16 protein-coding genes and 4 tRNA genes are annotated in these 15,468 nt (G+C 61.4%); 11 read left to right on the forward strand and 9 right to left on the reverse strand.

Going from position 1 to position 15,468, the window contains the following annotated elements:
- Positions 1–36: 36 nt before the first annotated feature.
- A tRNA-Thr gene (locus AB3X94_RS27160) sits at positions 37–112 on the forward strand.
- A 217-nt stretch (positions 113–329) separates the two neighbouring features.
- Here the strand turns inward: AB3X94_RS27160 and AB3X94_RS27165 are convergent.
- Complete coding sequence (locus AB3X94_RS27165) at positions 330–527, reverse strand: hypothetical protein (protein WP_368613204.1); 198 nt, start codon at positions 525–527, stop codon at positions 330–332.
- A gap of 668 nt (positions 528–1,195) precedes the next feature.
- Here AB3X94_RS27165 and AB3X94_RS27170 point away from each other — a divergent pair.
- Both AB3X94_RS27170 and AB3X94_RS27175 read left to right on the forward strand, forming a co-directional pair.
- Positions 1,196–1,345: a hypothetical protein gene (locus AB3X94_RS27170; RefSeq protein WP_008921206.1), complete on the forward strand. Its 150-nt coding sequence runs from the start codon at positions 1,196–1,198 to the stop codon at positions 1,343–1,345.
- A gap of 282 nt (positions 1,346–1,627) precedes the next feature.
- Entirely contained in the window at positions 1,628–2,224 is a 597-nt protein-coding gene (locus tag AB3X94_RS27175; RefSeq protein WP_368613205.1) for a chorismate mutase, read from the forward strand.
- Between the two features lie 38 nt (positions 2,225–2,262).
- On the opposite strand, the gene AB3X94_RS27180 is transcribed toward AB3X94_RS27175, so the two are convergent.
- Entirely contained in the window at positions 2,263–3,411 is a 1,149-nt protein-coding gene (locus AB3X94_RS27180; protein ID WP_368613206.1) for an exonuclease domain-containing protein, read from the reverse strand.
- A gap of 312 nt (positions 3,412–3,723) precedes the next feature.
- Entirely contained in the window at positions 3,724–3,927 is a 204-nt protein-coding gene (locus tag AB3X94_RS27185) for a cold-shock protein (protein WP_013090197.1), read from the reverse strand.
- A 398-nt stretch (positions 3,928–4,325) separates the two neighbouring features.
- Here AB3X94_RS27185 and AB3X94_RS27190 point away from each other — a divergent pair, with 398 nt between their 5' ends.
- Both AB3X94_RS27190 and AB3X94_RS27195 read left to right on the forward strand, forming a co-directional pair.
- Positions 4,326–4,568, forward strand: coding sequence for a hypothetical protein (locus AB3X94_RS27190; RefSeq protein WP_246391779.1), 243 nt, complete (start codon positions 4,326–4,328; stop codon positions 4,566–4,568).
- Positions 4,569–5,092: 524 nt separating this feature from the next.
- Complete coding sequence (locus AB3X94_RS27195; RefSeq protein ID WP_176105326.1) at positions 5,093–6,256, forward strand: porin; 1,164 nt, start codon at positions 5,093–5,095, stop codon at positions 6,254–6,256.
- Positions 6,257–6,364: 108 nt separating this feature from the next.
- On the opposite strand, the gene greB is transcribed toward AB3X94_RS27195, so the two are convergent.
- The gene (gene greB / locus AB3X94_RS27200) at positions 6,365–6,934 is read right to left on the reverse strand and encodes a transcription elongation factor GreB (protein WP_176105325.1); all 570 of its coding nucleotides are present in this window, start codon (positions 6,932–6,934) and stop codon (positions 6,365–6,367) included.
- A gap of 123 nt (positions 6,935–7,057) precedes the next feature.
- Between greB and AB3X94_RS27205 the strand changes: the two genes are divergently transcribed.
- Positions 7,058–7,134: transfer RNA gene (locus tag AB3X94_RS27205), tRNA-Arg, on the forward strand.
- Positions 7,135–7,209: 75 nt separating this feature from the next.
- Positions 7,210–7,286 (forward strand) — tRNA-Arg (locus AB3X94_RS27210).
- Positions 7,287–7,353: 67 nt separating this feature from the next.
- On the opposite strand, the gene AB3X94_RS27215 is transcribed toward AB3X94_RS27210, so the two are convergent.
- The 5 genes from AB3X94_RS27215 to AB3X94_RS27235 form a co-directional block, all read right to left on the reverse strand.
- A complete protein-coding gene (locus AB3X94_RS27215; protein ID WP_176105324.1) occupies positions 7,354–7,839 on the reverse strand; it encodes a phage protein NinX family protein in 486 nt (161 codons plus the stop codon).
- 120 nt (positions 7,840–7,959) lie between these two features.
- Positions 7,960–10,320, reverse strand: a complete 2,361-nt coding sequence (locus tag AB3X94_RS27220) for a bifunctional (p)ppGpp synthetase/guanosine-3',5'-bis(diphosphate) 3'-pyrophosphohydrolase (RefSeq protein ID WP_176105323.1) — start codon at positions 10,318–10,320, stop codon at positions 7,960–7,962.
- A gap of 99 nt (positions 10,321–10,419) precedes the next feature.
- A complete protein-coding gene (gene rpoZ, locus AB3X94_RS27225; protein WP_008921215.1) occupies positions 10,420–10,623 on the reverse strand; it encodes a DNA-directed RNA polymerase subunit omega in 204 nt (67 codons plus the stop codon).
- Positions 10,624–10,683: 60 nt separating this feature from the next.
- Positions 10,684–11,367, reverse strand: coding sequence for a guanylate kinase (gene gmk / locus AB3X94_RS27230; RefSeq protein ID WP_368613207.1), 684 nt, complete (start codon positions 11,365–11,367; stop codon positions 10,684–10,686).
- 19 nt (positions 11,368–11,386) lie between these two features.
- Positions 11,387–12,310 carry a YicC/YloC family endoribonuclease gene (locus AB3X94_RS27235; RefSeq protein WP_176105321.1) on the reverse strand — a complete coding sequence of 308 codons (924 nt, stop codon included), beginning with the start codon at positions 12,308–12,310 and terminating at the stop codon, positions 11,387–11,389.
- A gap of 337 nt (positions 12,311–12,647) precedes the next feature.
- On the opposite strand from AB3X94_RS27235, the gene rph reads away from it, so the two are divergent.
- The 4 genes from rph to AB3X94_RS27255 all read left to right on the forward strand — a co-directional run bounded on the left by rph (position 12,648) and on the right by AB3X94_RS27255 (position 15,415).
- Positions 12,648–13,385 (forward strand): ribonuclease PH, encoded by a 738-nt coding sequence (gene rph, locus AB3X94_RS27240; protein WP_368613208.1) that lies wholly within the window; start codon positions 12,648–12,650, stop codon positions 13,383–13,385.
- A gap of 53 nt (positions 13,386–13,438) precedes the next feature.
- Positions 13,439–14,044 carry an RdgB/HAM1 family non-canonical purine NTP pyrophosphatase gene (gene rdgB / locus AB3X94_RS27245; protein WP_368613249.1) on the forward strand — a complete coding sequence of 202 codons (606 nt, stop codon included), beginning with the start codon at positions 13,439–13,441 and terminating at the stop codon, positions 14,042–14,044.
- Positions 14,041–15,270, forward strand: a complete 1,230-nt coding sequence (gene hemW / locus AB3X94_RS27250; protein WP_368613209.1) for a radical SAM family heme chaperone HemW — start codon at positions 14,041–14,043, stop codon at positions 15,268–15,270. Before rdgB ends, hemW begins: the two co-directional genes overlap by 4 nt.
- A gap of 55 nt (positions 15,271–15,325) precedes the next feature.
- Positions 15,326–15,415, forward strand: a tRNA-Ser gene (locus tag AB3X94_RS27255).
- Positions 15,416–15,468: the final 53 nt, after the last annotated feature.

A 15,468-nucleotide genomic window follows, 5' to 3' on the forward strand; every position in this document is an offset into this window, starting at 1 on the left:
CACTGAAGTAGTCCCTATAATCTCGTTTCTCCTGATGCCGGAATAGCTCAGACGGTAGAGCAGCGCATTCGTAATGCGAAGGTCGGGGGTTCGATTCCTCTTTCCGGCACCATCAAGTTTCAAGCAAAAAGCCCAGTCCTCGTGACTGGGCTTTTTGTTTTGCCGTCGCGCGAGACGTTGCCGACCTCCCACTCCCTTGACGAGCTGAAACAGCCGGTAGCCGGCAATGGCATTCGGCGCTGATCGACCACGACACGAAGCTCCTGCTGAGCCTGTTCCCCGTGCGTGGACGAGCAGCACGTTCTCTAGCGCGGTGCGCGCGGGCCAGCCTAGTCGGGAACGTGGAGCGGGTCGTATGACCGTGGCATCGCGAGGTTCCGCGCAACGACAGTATCGGCCTGTGGGGTCGGCTGCTCGGACGCGCCGTATGCGGCTAGCGCTTGCGCGGGTGCCGACGCGAACCACAAGATCCTGCCGGCGCACTCGATGCCAACCTGACGTCCGCTCCAGTAGACAGCGTTTTCCATCGGCGACCTCTCCCCCAACATGAAGAACGTCATGATCCGCTCTGCGGGTCGCGTGTCCGTCTGTCAACGCACGTCGAAACATCGGTAGTCGCTTCAATCATAGGAGGCGCGATCGCGTATGTTCGACATGTCGCAAAATGCGTTCCTTTTGTCACAGCAATATGGGGAATGGGTATGCCAACCAACTGTCAGCATTTAATTAAACGACAAAAATCTTTAAACAGCGCTTGGTCCGGTCAACGCGGCGCGGAATGTGCCGTTTACCAAGTATTAGGCACGCAGTTATGCAATCGGCAAATTAGGAACGTTCAATTCAGAAAACGGGAAAATCCTGCCGATGCGGCAACGCACAAATTTGTCACGTTTTTTCACACGAGAACGTCAGATGCAGTGCGGGGAAATATCGATCGGACGTGCTCAAACCGAGGTGTGGCACGGCGCGAGAGCGAATGGCGGAGGGAGCCGGATCGAGATCATTTCACGCTGGGAATTAAGCGGATCAGGCAGATCGCGAAACCCAAGCGATAGTTAGACGATAAATTTTATTCAATCCCTCTGCTGATGTGTCGGCTTGTGCCGTTAAAGCAACAGAGTATGTTTGACTCGCATTGGGCACTGGTGCCATGCGGGGAACGAGGCCGATAATCGGTTCGCAAAGGAGAAAGATCATGGATGCCAAACCACCGAAGATTCCGACCCCGGACAAGGTTTTTTACCCGGATCCGGAACCTGTGGCCGTCGAGTTTTTGGGAGCCGAGCTGCCCGAGCATGTTCGCGCTTTCTTCGACGAACAACGCAAGTCGTGCGATCCGAAGTAACGGACCACTGGCGCGACGCAGCATTCGCGCTCGTTGATGTCCTGCGCGGTGAGTACTCGCGCCCTCATTACGCGTCCGACACCTCCGTCAGGACGCTGGATCAGTCCGCCTGATCACAGCAGCTATACTGGGCCACACGGCTCGAGCGTACGAATACGCGCGTCCTTCACGCACCAATTTCCTCTCCGACAACTGTGTAAAGTGGCCCGTCGCGCGAGGTTTGCCGGGCATCATTTATTCTTCTGGTTTTTCCGTCAACGGCCGCCCGGCCACGTCCACCTCATGAATCGTTTGCATCGCTTCGGCGCGTCATGCGCGCTCGCCATCGCCGCCACCGTCGCTTTCTCGCCCGCCCCCGCCCTTGCCGATGGTGACGACACCGCGCTCACGAACCTGATCGGACTGGTTTCGCAGCGCCTTGCGCTCGCCGAGCCGGTCGCGCGCTGGAAATGGGCGAACCACCAGCCGATCACCGATACGCCGCGTGAAAACGCGCTGCTCGCCGATGTGGAAAAGCGCGCTGCGGCGGCAAACGTCGACCCGGCGTTCGCGCGCGCGTTCTTCCAGGACCAGATCGATGCGAGCAAAGACGTGCAGAACGCGCTGTTCGCGAAATGGCGCAGCACGCAGCCACCGCAAGGTCCCGCACCCGATCTCGCAACCAGCACGCGACCACGGCTCGACGAGCTGACGCAATCGTTGATGGCGAGTCTGGCGCGCGTGCAGCCGCTGCGCGCAGCGGACGATTGTCCGTCGCGCATCGCGCAATCGCTGGCTAACTGGAAAACGCTGACGCGCTATGACTCCGCGCATTCGAGCGCGATGACGCGCGCGCTAGGTCACGTGTGCGAGACCGGTGGAGTTGGCGCGACCGGCTGATTCCGCCAACGCTACCACGAGCGCACGCTGCATAGGCGTCACACGACGATGCTCGACTCCGGCGTGTCACGCGATACGCTCAACGGCATCACGCGCAGACCACGAGCCAGATGGCTTTGCAGGATACGGTACGTCGAGAGTTCGAACGACCCCGCCAGTGTCGACGCATGCAGTTGCGCCGCCTGCACGAGCGACGGCGCGTGCCCGAGGTATCGCCAGCGATCGACCACGTGGAAGATGCGCTGCGCGTCCTCACGCTCCTCGAAAACGATCGGCCCCTCGAACGGCCACGGCGCGTTCGCGGGATCGCTCTTCGTCACGCGCGGCAAACGGTTGTGGCCCGGCCGCAGCGTCGCGATCCACTGCGCCTCCGCGAGCATCGCGCCGAGTTCGCCGCCAGTCGCGCGCCATTCGACGCGCCGCACCAGCTGCGCAAGCCGCATATCCTTCGACGAACGCCGCTCGCCGGTCAGATGTGAGCGCAGCCGCTGACGCACGCGCACGCTGCGGCCGACATAGAGCGGTGCATCTCCTTCGCCATAGAACGCATACACGCCACAGCCTGCCGGCGCGGTGTCGAGCAGGTCTTCGGTGATGTCGCCGGCGAGCCGGTAGCGACGCGTCGTGCGCTCGATCTGCGCGCGCAGCGCTTCGAGCGGTACGAGCGTCGGCAGACGCTGCCAGAACTGCCAGATCAGATCGGCGTCGGCGAGCGCGCGGTGACGGTCGGACGGCACCAGCGCATGACGTTCGACGAGCGCATCGAGACCATGGCGCTTTTCGCCGGGAAACAGCGCGCGCGACAGCCGCACCGTGCAAAGCACGTCCGGATCGAACGCAATTCCCGCGCGACGAAATTCGCTGCGTAAAAATCCGCGATCGAAACTCGCGTTGTGCGCGACGAACAGCTTGCCGTTCAGGCGCTCGAACAGCGCGGGCGCGATCGACTCGAACGTCGGTGCGCCGCGCACCATGTCGTTCGTGATACCGGTCAGTTGCTGGATGAACGACGGAATGGGCTGGCGCGGATCGATGAGGCTGCTCCAGCGCGATACGCCGGCCGGCCCGACTTCGACGACGCCCACCTCAGTAATGCGGTGCTCGCTCGTCGAGCCGCCGGTCGTTTCGAGGTCGACAAAAACGATGGGTGTATCGAGCGCCGGTTCCGGCGAAAGCAGTTCAGACATGGGGCAAGAGATTCGGATGCGTGAATTTGCGGCAAGTATGCACCAGCTGGACGGTGCGCATCCACACTGAGCGCCGTGCTGAGGCAGAAACTGGTCGGCGGCCCCTCAATTTTGCGCAGATATCCCACAGACGCTTAAATCATTAATCCGGACGTAGCCAATTTCGCTTCAGTGAATCATCTTCCGACAATAATTGTTGAACATGGAGTCACCGAAGCTCGGCTGGGATTCAATAACAATAAAAAACCCTCGCGCGACGGCGAGGGTTTTTCGCTCCCGACTGCGTGGGCCGGCACGCCTGGCGCAGCGCACTTACAGCGGCTGAATGTTGGCCGCCTGCTTGCCCTTCGGGCTGGTCTTGACTTCAAAAGACACCCGCTGGTTTTCCTTCAACGACTTGAAGCCCTCGCTGCGGATCTCCGAAAAGTGGGCGAAAAGATCCTCGCCACCCGCGTCCGACGTAATGAAGCCAAAACCCTTAGCATCGTTGAACCATTTGACGACACCAGTTTCCATTTCCTGTTTTTCCTCGGTGATTTATCCAAAGCGGGCATTGCCCTTGAATCGATCCAACCCCGATTCAGTTGCCCATATCTGATCAAGACAAAAACCAGAAACAGCCAATCAAATTCGGCTTTGCCGTTATACGGGGAACAGAGAATCGCCGTCAAGTAAACTTTTCATATGCGTTTAGCGTATAAAAAGATAATGCTTCAAATCGCATCGATACAGGTCAACCCGTCAAACTTACCTGGAATGATTTAGCCCAGACTGGAAACGGAAAAATTTGCGAAAAATATGCAATGCGAATGTAACAAAATCCATCTTTGCGTAAGTGTTTGTCCGACTTGTTGCTGCGCAGTCCGACTCGCATGATGCAGATGAGTTGCAGCGATGTGCTTCAGGAGGTTGTCATGTTCCAGGAAATTCGCCGTCTGTTCGCCTGGCTAACTCATTCGCATGCAAAGGTCATACCAGATCAACCTGCAACCGCGGAATCATCCACGGTTTTCGACTTCGATCCGATGTGGCATGGAGACCATTGGCAGAACCTGCTCTCCTCGCCGATGGATGCGCGCCGTTATGTGATGGAAGACTGGAGCGTGTCCGCGCAGGGCGATTGGGACGACACGGAAGGCACCGCCCCCGCTCACTAGAGCAGTTCGAAGGTCGTCCGCCATAAAAAAAGCGCGACTTGAAGGTCGCGCTGACAAAGGTTTGGAGATCTTTTTCGTCAACGAAAAAGTCTGCTTCGGAAAGCAGAAACTAAAGTATAGCGGTCGTATGCGATTTCGATTATTCACACAATTGACAATCGTGTATTGCCGCAATAACAACAATGGTTTTTCCGCATTTCTTCCCGTTGTTTTTCCGCATCGTTTGGTGTCGCGAATCAGCAACGCGGTTTAGGAAAAATCAGACGCTGAATTCCGCCGAGTCGTCGCAAAGCCTTTATCCATAAGGCCCGAATGGCGAATCACGATCGTTTCTTGATGCGTAATACTTTATTGCGCAAATCGGAACATCAACTCCTGGAAGTGTCTCTCTACACTCTGCGTAATCGGAAACCGGCGCGGATCTGGTCAGCGCGCTTCTCACGCGGATTCCGCTTCTCGCAGCGCTCGCGTGAAGGTCTCCTAAGCCAGGGTTTTATACCTCTCTCGCTCTTGGAGTTATATCAATGAAGAAGACACTCATGGTCGCTGCCCTGTCCGGCGTTTTCGTCACGGCAGCGCACGCGCAAAGTAGCGTCACCCTGTATGGCCTGATCGACGCCGGGATTACTTATACGAATAACCAGCGCGTCAGTGCTACCCAGCACGGCGCCAACGTTGCGATGACGAGCGGTTCGGTGAACGGTAGCCGCTGGGGCCTGCGTGGCGCTGAAGATCTCGGCGGTGGTCTGAAGGCCATCTTCACGTTGGAAAACGGCTTTGGAATCAACGACGGCACGCTCAAGCAGAACGGCCGTATGTTCGGCCGGCAGGCATTCGTCGGTCTGTCGAGCGACCAGTTCGGCGCTGTCACGCTCGGCCGTCAATATGACAGCATGGTCGACTTCGTCGGCCCGCTGGCGCTGACCGGCACGCAATACGGCGGCACCCAGTTCGCCCACCCGTTCGACAACGACAACCTGAACAACTCGTTCCGTATCAACAACTCGGCCAAGTACACGAGCGCGAACTACGGCGGCTTCAAGTTCGGCGCGTTGTACGGCTTTTCGAACCAGGCTAGCGGCTTCGCGAACAACCGCGCATACAGCGCGGGCGCATCGTACAACTGGGGCGGCCTGAACGTCGCAGCCGCTTACTTGCAACTGAACGCCAACGGCGCAACCGGCGCGGCCGCAGCGTTCAATTCGGGTGGCGCAGTATCGGGCGACAACACCTTCTTCGCGCAACGTCAGCAAACATGGGGCGCAGGCGCCAACTACGCGTTCGGCCCGGCAACCGTTGGCATCGTGTACTCGCAGACGAACCTGCATGGCCTCGTCGGCATCAGCCAGGGCTCATCGGGTGTCTCGGGCGGTATCGGCTTCCCGTCCAACAGCGCCCAGTTCCAGAATTTCGAGGGTAACGCTCGTTACGCTCTGACACCGGCGATCAGCATTGCCGCTGCGTACACGTACACCCGCGCTAACCTGTCCAGCCAGCACGTGCACTGGAACCAGGTCGACCTGCAAACCGCATACGCGTTGTCCAAGCGTACCGACGTGTATCTGCAAGGCGTGTATCAGGCGGCAAACGAAGACTCGATCGTCCCCGCCTTCATCAATGGCGTGGGTAACGCTTCGGGCAACAACAAGCAAGTCGCCGTGACGGCTGGTCTGCGTCACCGCTTCTAAGCACTGCGCAAGGGCTGACAGTAGAGAAGGCGCCGTTCGCGGCGCCTTTTTTTATGTTCGCGCCGAAGGGGTCTTTCGCCAGACTTTGCCTGCTCCTCCGCCAGCGCCCTAGCGGTCGGCATCAGGTGGCGGGTACTTGACGTCGAGAATGTCGATCGGCTGAGGGCCGGCCGGCGTGAACAGCGTGACCGTATCGCCGACCTTGGCCTTCAGCAGCGCACGCGCAATGGGCGAAATCCAGCTCACGTGCCCAATGTCCAGGTCGACCTCGTCGACACCGACGATCGTCACCTTATGCTCTTCGCCGTCCTCGGTCGCATAGTCGACCGTCGCGCCGAAGAACACCTGGTCGAGGTTTTCCTGCTGGCTGCTATCGACGACCTCGGCCAGATCGAGCCGCTTGGTCAGGAAACGGATGCGCCGGTCGATTTCGCGCAAACGTCGTTTGCCATAGATGTAGTCGCCATTCTCCGAGCGGTCGCCGTTCGACGCCGCCCACGACACGAGCTTGACGACCTCGGGCCGCTCGACATCGATCAGATGCAGCAACTCATCGCGCATACGCCGATGACCGGCGGGAGTCATGTAATTTTTGGTGCCTGCGGGCACGTCGGGCTGGGTGACGTCGAGATCGTCGTCGTTGTCCTCGCTCGACTCTTTGACAAAGGCCTTGTTCATAATCATCCAATAACAGCAGCTAGCAACAACCTGATTAAAGGTTACACGATCGGGCCCGCGACACAAATCGCCGTGATGGGCTTCCATTTTTTAATTCCGTTGGCTATAATCTCGTTTCTGTGTGCGGCTGTAGCTCAGTTGGATAGAGTACTTGGCTACGAACCAAGGGGTCGTGGGTTCGAATCCTGCCAGCCGCGCCACTTTTTTGCGAGAGCTTCCTTGCCGGGAGCTCTCAGGTTTGACCGGTTTTTGCAACAAGCATCACCGTTTTGCGTGCGGCTGTAGCTCAGTTGGATAGAGTACTTGGCTACGAACCAAGGGGTCGTGGGTTCGAATCCTGCCAGCCGCGCCACCTATGAAGGGCCTTCCAGTCGGAAGGCCCTTTGTTTTTTCTGGCGCACCATACCCGGTGCGCCAGTTCAACGCGGCGGCGACTGGATATCCCCAATCTGCCCGTCCGGGTGCGGCAAGTCCTCGACGACCCCGCCTACCGTCTGCTCGCTGATCGTCTCGGCCCGCATGCCGGTCAGTGCCTGGCGCTCGCGCAGCACGTCGTCGACGGTATCGCCGAAATGGCTCGCGACGAACGCCCGCAGCAAAGCAATGCGCAGCGAGTCGCCGCTCCCCTCCGAGGCCCGCTGTCCGCCCTTGAACTCCGCGACGCACAACGCGCCTTTTTCGCTCTGCTCGCGCACATCGAGCCGTATCGCGCGCTCGAGCACAACGGCGGCCGTTTCCCATGACGCGCAAGGCGTGAAGCGCCCGTCCCACGGACGACCACGATCGTTGCCGCGGATCGCAACAGTCTCGCCACTATCGGTAAAGTAGATTTCGCGCACGAAGTCGTGCAGGCTGCGCGCCACCCAGTAATCGAGCGCCACGCCAGCGAGGTCGGATACGTTCATCTGCGTTCTCCCCGGGGTTCAGGTGAGACTTGCCTTCAGTTGTATCCTGAGCCGCACGAAAGATGCCAGACTGGCGTGAAGCGCCAGTCCAGGCCGCGCCGACGCCCAGCCGGAAGCCGCTCAGTAATCCGCGCGCTCGCGGTCGATACGCATGCCGCCGTCGTGGCGGTGATGCCCTTCTTCGCTTGGCCGTTCACGCGCGATGCGCATCACGTCCGGATTGGTGCGCACGCGCCGCATCACATTGGCCAGGTGCACACGATCGCTGACCTGAATCACGAAGCGCAGAATTGTGGATTCCTGCGACAGATCTTCGTCCATCGCGATATGGACGATGTTCGCGTCCGCCGACGTGATGTCGGCCGCTACGCGGGCGAATACGCCCTTGGTATTCTTGACCAGCACCTTCACCGCGACATCGAACAGACGCCCCGGCTGCGGCGCCCACGCAACGTCGATCCAGCGCCCCGGATCGCGCCGGTGGATACGCTGCGCGACGCGGCAGTCGGTGGTGTGGATCGCCATGCCGAGGCCGATGCCGATATAACCCATGATGTCGTCGCCCGGTATCGGACGGCAACACGCGGACAGCTGCACCGACATGCCCTCGGTACCAGTGATGACGACCGGCGGCGCATGCGGCGTCGAGCCGGACTCGGAGCGCGAGCCGTCGTCGTCGCCGTCGCGCCCGCTCATCAGCACTTCGATGCGCTTGGCCATCACCGCGGCGACCCGTCGGCCGAGACCAATGTCCGCGAAAATTTCCTGACGGTTCTTGTTGCCCGTCCACTGCACGAGCTTTTCCCACGCTTCCGGCGTCACGTCCGACAGCGCGAGGCCGTAGCCCTTCAACGCCTGATCGACGAGACGCTCGCCGAGCTGCACCGACTCGTTAAGGCGCATCGTCTTCAGATAATGACGGATCGCCGAGCGCGCCTTGCCGCTGCGCACGAAGCCGAGCCATGCGGGGTTCGGTTTCGAATACGGCGCCGTGATGACCTCGACGATGTCGCCGCTCTTCAGTTCGGTACGCAACGGCAGCAGCTCGTTGTTGATCTTCACCGCGACGCACTGGTTGCCGAGGTCGCTGTGGATCGAATACGCGAAGTCGAGCGCGGTGGCGCCGCGCGGCAGCGCCATGATCTTCGACTTCGGCGTGAACACGTAGACCGCGTCCGGGAACAGGTCGATCTTCACGTGCTCGAGGAATTCGCTCGAATCGCCCGCTTCGCTCTGAATGTCGAGCAGCGACTTCAGCCACTGGTGCGCGCGCTTTTGCACGTCGTTCAGGTCCGCGCTGCCGTTCTTGTAAAGCCAATGCGCGGCAACGCCCGCCTCGGCGATCTCGTGCATCTTGCGGGTGCGCACCTGAAACTCGATCGGCGCGCCGAACGGGCCGACGAGCGTGGTATGCAGCGACTGATAGCCGTTCACCTTGGGGATCGCGATGTAATCCTTGAACTTGCCCGGAACAGGCTTGAACAGCGCATGCAGCGCGCCGATGCAGGTATAGCACTCGAGCGCGCTGTCGACGACCACGCGAAAACCATACACGTCAAGCACCTGCGAGAACGACAGCTGCTTGTCGCGCATCTTCTTGTAAATGCTGAAGATGGTTTTCTCGCGACCGGTGACTTCGGCGTCGAGCTTTGCGTCGGCAATCGCGCGCTGCACCGATTCGAGAATCTTGCCGACCACTTCGCGACGATTACCGCGCGCCGCCTTCACGGCTTTTTCGAGCGTCGCGTAACGATGCGGGTTGAAATTCGCGAAGCTCAGGTCCTGCAACTCGCGATAGGTATTGTTCAGGCCGAGCCGGTGAGCGATCGGCGCGTAGATGTCGAGCGTTTCGCGCGCCACGCGGCGACGTTTCTCCGGCGGCACCGCGCCGAGCGTGCGCATGTTGTGCAGCCGGTCGGCGAGCTTCACGAGGATCACGCGCACGTCGCGCGCCATCGCGAGCAGCATCTTGCGGAAGTTCTCCGCCTGCGCTTCCTCGCGATTGCGAAACTCCATCTTGTCCAGCTTTGACAACCCGTCGACCAGTTCTGCGACCTTCGCGCCGAAGCGCTCGGCGAGCTCCGCTTTGGTCACGCCCTGGTCTTCCATCACGTCGTGCAACAGCGCGGCCATGATCGCCTGGGCGTCGAGATTCCAGCCCGCGCAGATTTCCGCGACCGCGACCGGATGGGTGATGTAGGGTTCGCCGCTCTGGCGATACTGGCCGAGGTGGGCTTCGTCGCTGAAGTGGAACGCCGCCTTGATGTCCTTGATTTCTTCCGGCGGCAGATAGCCGGACAACGCGGACGTCAGATTGGCGATGGAGACGACGTCATGCCGGCGCGGCTGCTCCGGCGTGGCGGTCGGCCCGAACAGATGACGAAACGATTGCTCGAGGACCGCGTCGATGTACTTGCGTGCAGACGACGGCGCGTCGGTGTCGTGTTCCGCTTCCGTGGCGGTGGGCGGGGTAGCACTCATGGTCGCCTCCGGTAGCGGTCAGGGTTGGACACAGTTCTGCACGTTGAGCAATCCGGTGTGGCGAATACCGGACAAGTCGAAAACGAAAATCCGTGCGCCTTAGACCGGCACCTTCTTCAGCATTTCGACGCCGACCTGACCCGATGCGATTTCACGCAGCGCGAGGACGGTGGGCTTGTCGCGGCTTTCGATCTTCGGCGTGTGGCCTTGAGCTAGCTGACGCGCGCGATAGGTCGCGGCAAGCGCGAGTTCGAAACGGTTCGGGATCTGTTTGAGGCAGTCTTCGACGGTAATGCGGGCCATGTTGGGTTCCTTCTCAGTATGTTGCTTATTCTACCTTATGTGCCTGACGGCACGCCGCGCTCACGCGTGCGGCAGGTGGATGCCGAGCTGCATGAAAAGCTGCGTGTGACGCGCGTACTGCGATGCAAAGCGCGAGCGCGTCGCGCCGACGAGGCACTGCAATTCAGCCAGCGCACGATCGAAGTTTTCGTTGATCACCACGTACTCCGCTTCGGCCGCGTGCGCGATCTCGCCGCCCGCCGCGAGCAGGCGTCGCGTGATCACGTTCGGTTCGTCCTGGCCGCGCTTTTTCAGACGCTCTTCGAGCGCTTCGAGCGACGGCGGCAGAATGAAAATCTCCACCGCGTTGTGGAATTGCTTCTTCACCTGCTGCGCGCCCTGCCAGTCGATTTCGAGCAGCACATCATGGCCGTTTTTCATCTGCTCCTCGATCCACACGCGCGACGTGCCGTAGTAGTTGCCGTGCACTTCCGCGCTTTCGAGAAACTCGCCCGCGTCGTGACGCCGCATGAAGTCTTCGACGGTCGTGAAGTGATAGTGCTCGCCGTCCTGCTCCTTCGGACGGGGCGGGCGCGTCGTGTACGAGATCGACAGACGGATCGCGTCGTCGCACGCGAGCAGCGCGTTCACGAGCGTCGACTTGCCCGCGCCCGACGGCGCGACGACCATGAACAGATTGCCGGGATAGGCGCCGGCGTACGGATGGCGCGGCGCGCCGGCTTCGCGTGGATGGTGGTCAGTCATGATGTGTAGTGCTCCAGCCTTATTCGAGATTCTGTACCTGCTCGCGCATCTGTTCGATCAGTAGTTTCAGCGTCATCGACGAATCCGCGAGTTCCTTCGCCGCCGCCTTGGAACCGAGCGTGTTCGCTTCGCGGTTCAGCTCCTGCATCATGAAGTCGAGCCGCTTGCCGACCTTGCCGCCCTTCTCGATCACGTGACGCGTTTCGTTCAGGTGCGCGGTGAGGCGCGACAGCTCTTCGGCGATGTCGATGCGAATGCCGTACATCGTCACTTCCTGGCGAATCCGCTCGTTGATCTCTTCGCGCGACACGATCGTCACAGCCGCATCCGGTGCGGCGATGCCGAGCGCCTCCTGCAGACGCTCGACGATCTTCTGCTGATGCCGCGCAATCAGCTCGGGCACGAGCGGCGTGATCTTCGTGACGATCGTTTCCATTTCGGTGACGTTGCCGAGCAGCATCGTCGCGAGTTGCGCGCCTTCGCGCGCACGCACGTCGATCAGATCCGCGATCGCCTGCTTGCCGCACGCGAGCACCGTGTCGCGCAACGTCTCGGGCGCGATGCCGCTTTCGGCGAGCACGCCCGGCCAGCGCAGAATTTCGCCAGTCCGCAGACGGCCGGCTTCCGGAAACGTGTCGAGCACCGCGCGTTCCAGCTGCGCGAGCTGCGAGAGCGCGTCGTGGTTGATCGCGCCCGCGTTCGCCGACTGCTCGCTGCGCTGCAGATTCACGCGAATGTCGACCTTGCCGCGCGACAGCTTGTTCATCAGCATTTCGCGCAGCGTCGGTTCGACGACGCGCACGTCCTCCGGCATGCGGAAGTTCAGATCGAGAAAGCGCGAGTTCACCGTGCGCAATTCGACCGACACGCTGACGCCGCCCGTGCCCGAGGCCGCCACGAGTTCGCGCGTGGCGCTCGCATAGCCAGTCATGCTGTAGATCATCGTATATCTCGCGATTGCGGCCATGCGTTCAACGATGGCCTGAGAAGCGGATCGCCCGGCGTGTACGAGACGCGGGGCGGGGAACCGGCATTATCCCATTTTTGGCGGCGCCATCCGCTCGTGAGCGAGCACGGATGCGGCCCGGCACGCGGCTGCTTTCACGGTACGGATTGCCGCTCGTCGTAACGATGACTCTCGCGTGCTCAAGCGGCGCTCATCGCCCGCAAGCTCGTGTGCCATGCGTATGGGCAACCGCCCGATTCAATCGGCGGTAAAATTAGAGTTTTTCCTCCGCCCCTCTTCCGGCCTTTCGGCACTCAACGCGACCCATTCCGACATGAGCAACGACACCCCACGCCCCAGCGGCCGCCAGCCCAACCAGTTGCGCGACGTGCGCATCACGCGTCACTACACGAAGCATGCGGAGGGCTCGGTGCTGGTCGAGTTCGGCGACACCAAGGTGATCTGCACCGCGAGCGTCAGCGAGAGCGTGCCGCCGTTCCTGCGTGATCGCGGCCAGGGCTGGCTCACCGCCGAATACGGCATGCTGCCGCGCGCCACGCATACGCGCAGCGATCGCGAAGCCGCGCGCGGCAAACAGACCGGCCGCACGCAGGAAATTCAGCGGCTGATCGGCCGCGCGCTGCGCTCGGTGTTCGATCTCGAGAAGCTCGGCGCGCGCACGATCAATCTCGACTGCGACGTGATCCAGGCCGACGGCGGCACGCGCACCGCGAGCATCACCGGCGCGTTCGTCGCCGCGCATGATGCGGTCGCCAGATTACTCGCCACGGGCCGCATCGAAAGCTCGCCGATCACGGATTACGTCGCCGCGATTTCGGTCGGCGTGTACGACGGCGTGCCGGTGCTCGACCTCGACTACGACGAAGACTCGCAGTGCGACACCGACATGAACGTCGTGATGACGGGCGCGGGCGGCTTCGTCGAAATTCAGGGCACCGCGGAAGGCGTGGCGTTCTCGCGCGAAGAAATGAATGCGCTGCTCGATCTCGCGAGCGACGGCATCAGCACGCTGATCGCGAAGCAGAAAGAAGCGCTGGGAGTGCAGCAGTGAATGAGGTTCGTCAGGACGGCGGCGGGAACGATGCTCTCGGCATAACGTCGGGCATGCCGTTGAAAAAAGTCGTGCTCGCGTCGAACAACGCGGGCAAGCTGCGCGAATTCGCGGCGCTGCTCGGCGCGGCCGGCATCCAGTTGATCCCGCAAGGCGCGCTCAATGTACCGGAAGCGGAAGAGCCGCACCCCACCTTCGTCGAAAACGCGCTCGCCAAGGCTCGTCACGCGGCGAAGCTGACCGGCCTGCCCGCGCTCGCCGACGACTCGGGCCTTTGCGTGCGTGCACTGCGCGGCGCGCCGGGCGTCTACTCGGCCCGCTTCGCGCAACTCGCCGGCGGCGACAAAAGCGACGCGGCGAACAACGCGCGACTCGTCGAAGAACTGCGGAGCGTGAGCGATCGGCGCGGCTATTACTACTGCGTGCTCGCCCTCGTGCGTCACGCGGACGATCCCGAACCGCTGATCGCCGAAGGCCGCTGGCATGGCGAAATCCTCGACGCGCCGCGCGGCGAACATGGCTTCGGTTACGACCCGTACTTCTATCTGCCCTCGCTTAACGCGAGCGCCGCCGAGCTCGAGCCAGCGGTCAAGAACGCCAGCAGTCATCGCGCGATCGCGCTGCGGCAACTGCTCGCTCGCCTGTCGGAGGAAGCGTGATTCCGATCCGATCGACACCGGCGGACATCGGCAACGGTGTCGTCAAGGCATTCACGTCGCCAGGCGGCATCCGTTTGACGTCCCTGCCGCCGCTCGCGCTGTACGTGCATTTTCCGTGGTGCGTGCGCAAGTGCCCGTACTGCGACTTCAATTCGCATGAGTGGAAGGGCGAAACGTTCCCGGAGAACGACTACCTCGACGCATTGCGCGCCGATCTGGAAATGGCGTTGCCACTGATCTGGGGCCGCCAGGTGCATACGGTGTTCATCGGCGGGGGCACGCCGAGTTTGCTGTCGGCGGCGGGGCTCGATCGCATGCTGTCGGATATTCGCGCTTTGCTGCCCCTCGACGCCGACGCGGAAATCACGCTCGAAGCGAACCCCGGCACGTTCGAAGCCGACAAGTTCGCGCAGTTTCGCGCGAGCGGCGTGAACCGGCTGTCGGTGGGCATCCAGAGTTTCAACGAAACGCATCTGAAGGCGCTCGGCCGCATTCACGACGCGGCGCAAGCGCGCCACGCGGTCGAAGTCGCCGCGACCACGTTCGACAACTTCAACCTCGACCTGATGTTCGCGCTGCCCAGGCAAACGCTCGCCGAATGCCAGGCCGACGTGGAAACGGCGTTGTCGTTTGCACCGCCGCATCTGTCGCTGTATCACCTGACGCTCGAACCGAACACGCTGTTCGCCAAGTTCCCGCCCGCGCTGCCCGACGACGACGCGTCCGCGGACATGCAGGACTGGATTCATCAACGCACCGCCGAGGCCGGCTATGAGCGCTACGAGGTGTCCGCGTATGCGCGGCCGCATCGCCAGAGCAAACACAATCTGAACTACTGGCGTTTCGGCGACTATCTCGGCATCGGCGCGGGCGCGCATACGAAGTTGTCGTTTCCGAATCGCATCGTGCGTCAGGCGCGCTACAAACATCCGACCACGTTCATCGAGCAGGCCAAGGCCGGGGCAAGCGTGCAGGAAGAGCACGAGGTCGGGCCACGCGATCTGCCGTTCGAGTTCATGCTGAACGCGCTGCGCCTGGTGGAAGGGTTTCCGGTGCATCGGTTCATCGAGCGCACGGGTCTGTCGATCACGACGATCGAACCCGCGTTGCAGGAAGCGGAACGGCGCAAGCTGATCACCCGCGACCACGAACGGATCGCGCCGACGCCGCTTGGGCAGGCGTTCCTGAACGATCTGCAGGCGCTGTTTCTGAAAGATCCGCAGTGATGGCGACTCGCCTGGACTCGGCAGCGAAGTCTTTCCAGGTTACAATTCGCGGTTTGGAGGTGTGGCCGAGTGGTTTAAGGCACCGGTCTTGAAAACCGGCGAAGGAGCAATCCTTCCGTGAGTTCGAATCTCACCGCCTCCGCCAGTCTCCCAAGAAAAACCCCGTAAGTTCAGCGACTTACGGGGTTTTTGTTTTTC

It is taken from the genome of Paraburkholderia sp. BR10923, from assembly GCF_040948765.1.
In the GTDB taxonomy this organism is placed as follows: Bacteria; Pseudomonadota; Gammaproteobacteria; order Burkholderiales; family Burkholderiaceae; genus Paraburkholderia; species Paraburkholderia youngii.

Coding starts and splice junctions, on each gene's coding strand:
- rph (WP_368613208.1), top strand. CDS start 12,648: ATGAGCAACGACACCCCACGCCCCAGCGGCCGCCAGCCCAACCAGTTG.
- rdgB (WP_368613249.1), top strand. CDS start 13,439: ATGCCGTTGAAAAAAGTCGTGCTCGCGTCGAACAACGCGGGCAAGCTG.
- AB3X94_RS27170 (WP_008921206.1), top strand. CDS start 1,196: ATGGATGCCAAACCACCGAAGATTCCGACCCCGGACAAGGTTTTTTAC.
- AB3X94_RS27180 (WP_368613206.1), bottom strand. CDS start 3,411: ATGTCTGAACTGCTTTCGCCGGAACCGGCGCTCGATACACCCATCGTT.
- AB3X94_RS27215 (WP_176105324.1), bottom strand. CDS start 7,839: ATGAACGTATCCGACCTCGCTGGCGTGGCGCTCGATTACTGGGTGGCG.
- AB3X94_RS27190 (WP_246391779.1), top strand. CDS start 4,326: ATGTTCCAGGAAATTCGCCGTCTGTTCGCCTGGCTAACTCATTCGCAT.
- AB3X94_RS27235 (WP_176105321.1), bottom strand. CDS start 12,310: ATGATCTACAGCATGACTGGCTATGCGAGCGCCACGCGCGAACTCGTG.
- rpoZ (WP_008921215.1), bottom strand. CDS start 10,623: ATGGCCCGCATTACCGTCGAAGACTGCCTCAAACAGATCCCGAACCGT.
- AB3X94_RS27220 (WP_176105323.1), bottom strand. CDS start 10,320: ATGAGTGCTACCCCGCCCACCGCCACGGAAGCGGAACACGACACCGAC.
- gmk (WP_368613207.1), bottom strand. CDS start 11,367: ATGACTGACCACCATCCACGCGAAGCCGGCGCGCCGCGCCATCCGTAC.
- greB (WP_176105325.1), bottom strand. CDS start 6,934: ATGAACAAGGCCTTTGTCAAAGAGTCGAGCGAGGACAACGACGACGAT.
- AB3X94_RS27165 (WP_368613204.1), bottom strand. CDS start 527: ATGGAAAACGCTGTCTACTGGAGCGGACGTCAGGTTGGCATCGAGTGC.
- AB3X94_RS27185 (WP_013090197.1), bottom strand. CDS start 3,927: ATGGAAACTGGTGTCGTCAAATGGTTCAACGATGCTAAGGGTTTTGGC.
- AB3X94_RS27195 (WP_176105326.1), top strand. CDS start 5,093: ATGAAGAAGACACTCATGGTCGCTGCCCTGTCCGGCGTTTTCGTCACG.
- AB3X94_RS27175 (WP_368613205.1), top strand. CDS start 1,628: ATGAATCGTTTGCATCGCTTCGGCGCGTCATGCGCGCTCGCCATCGCC.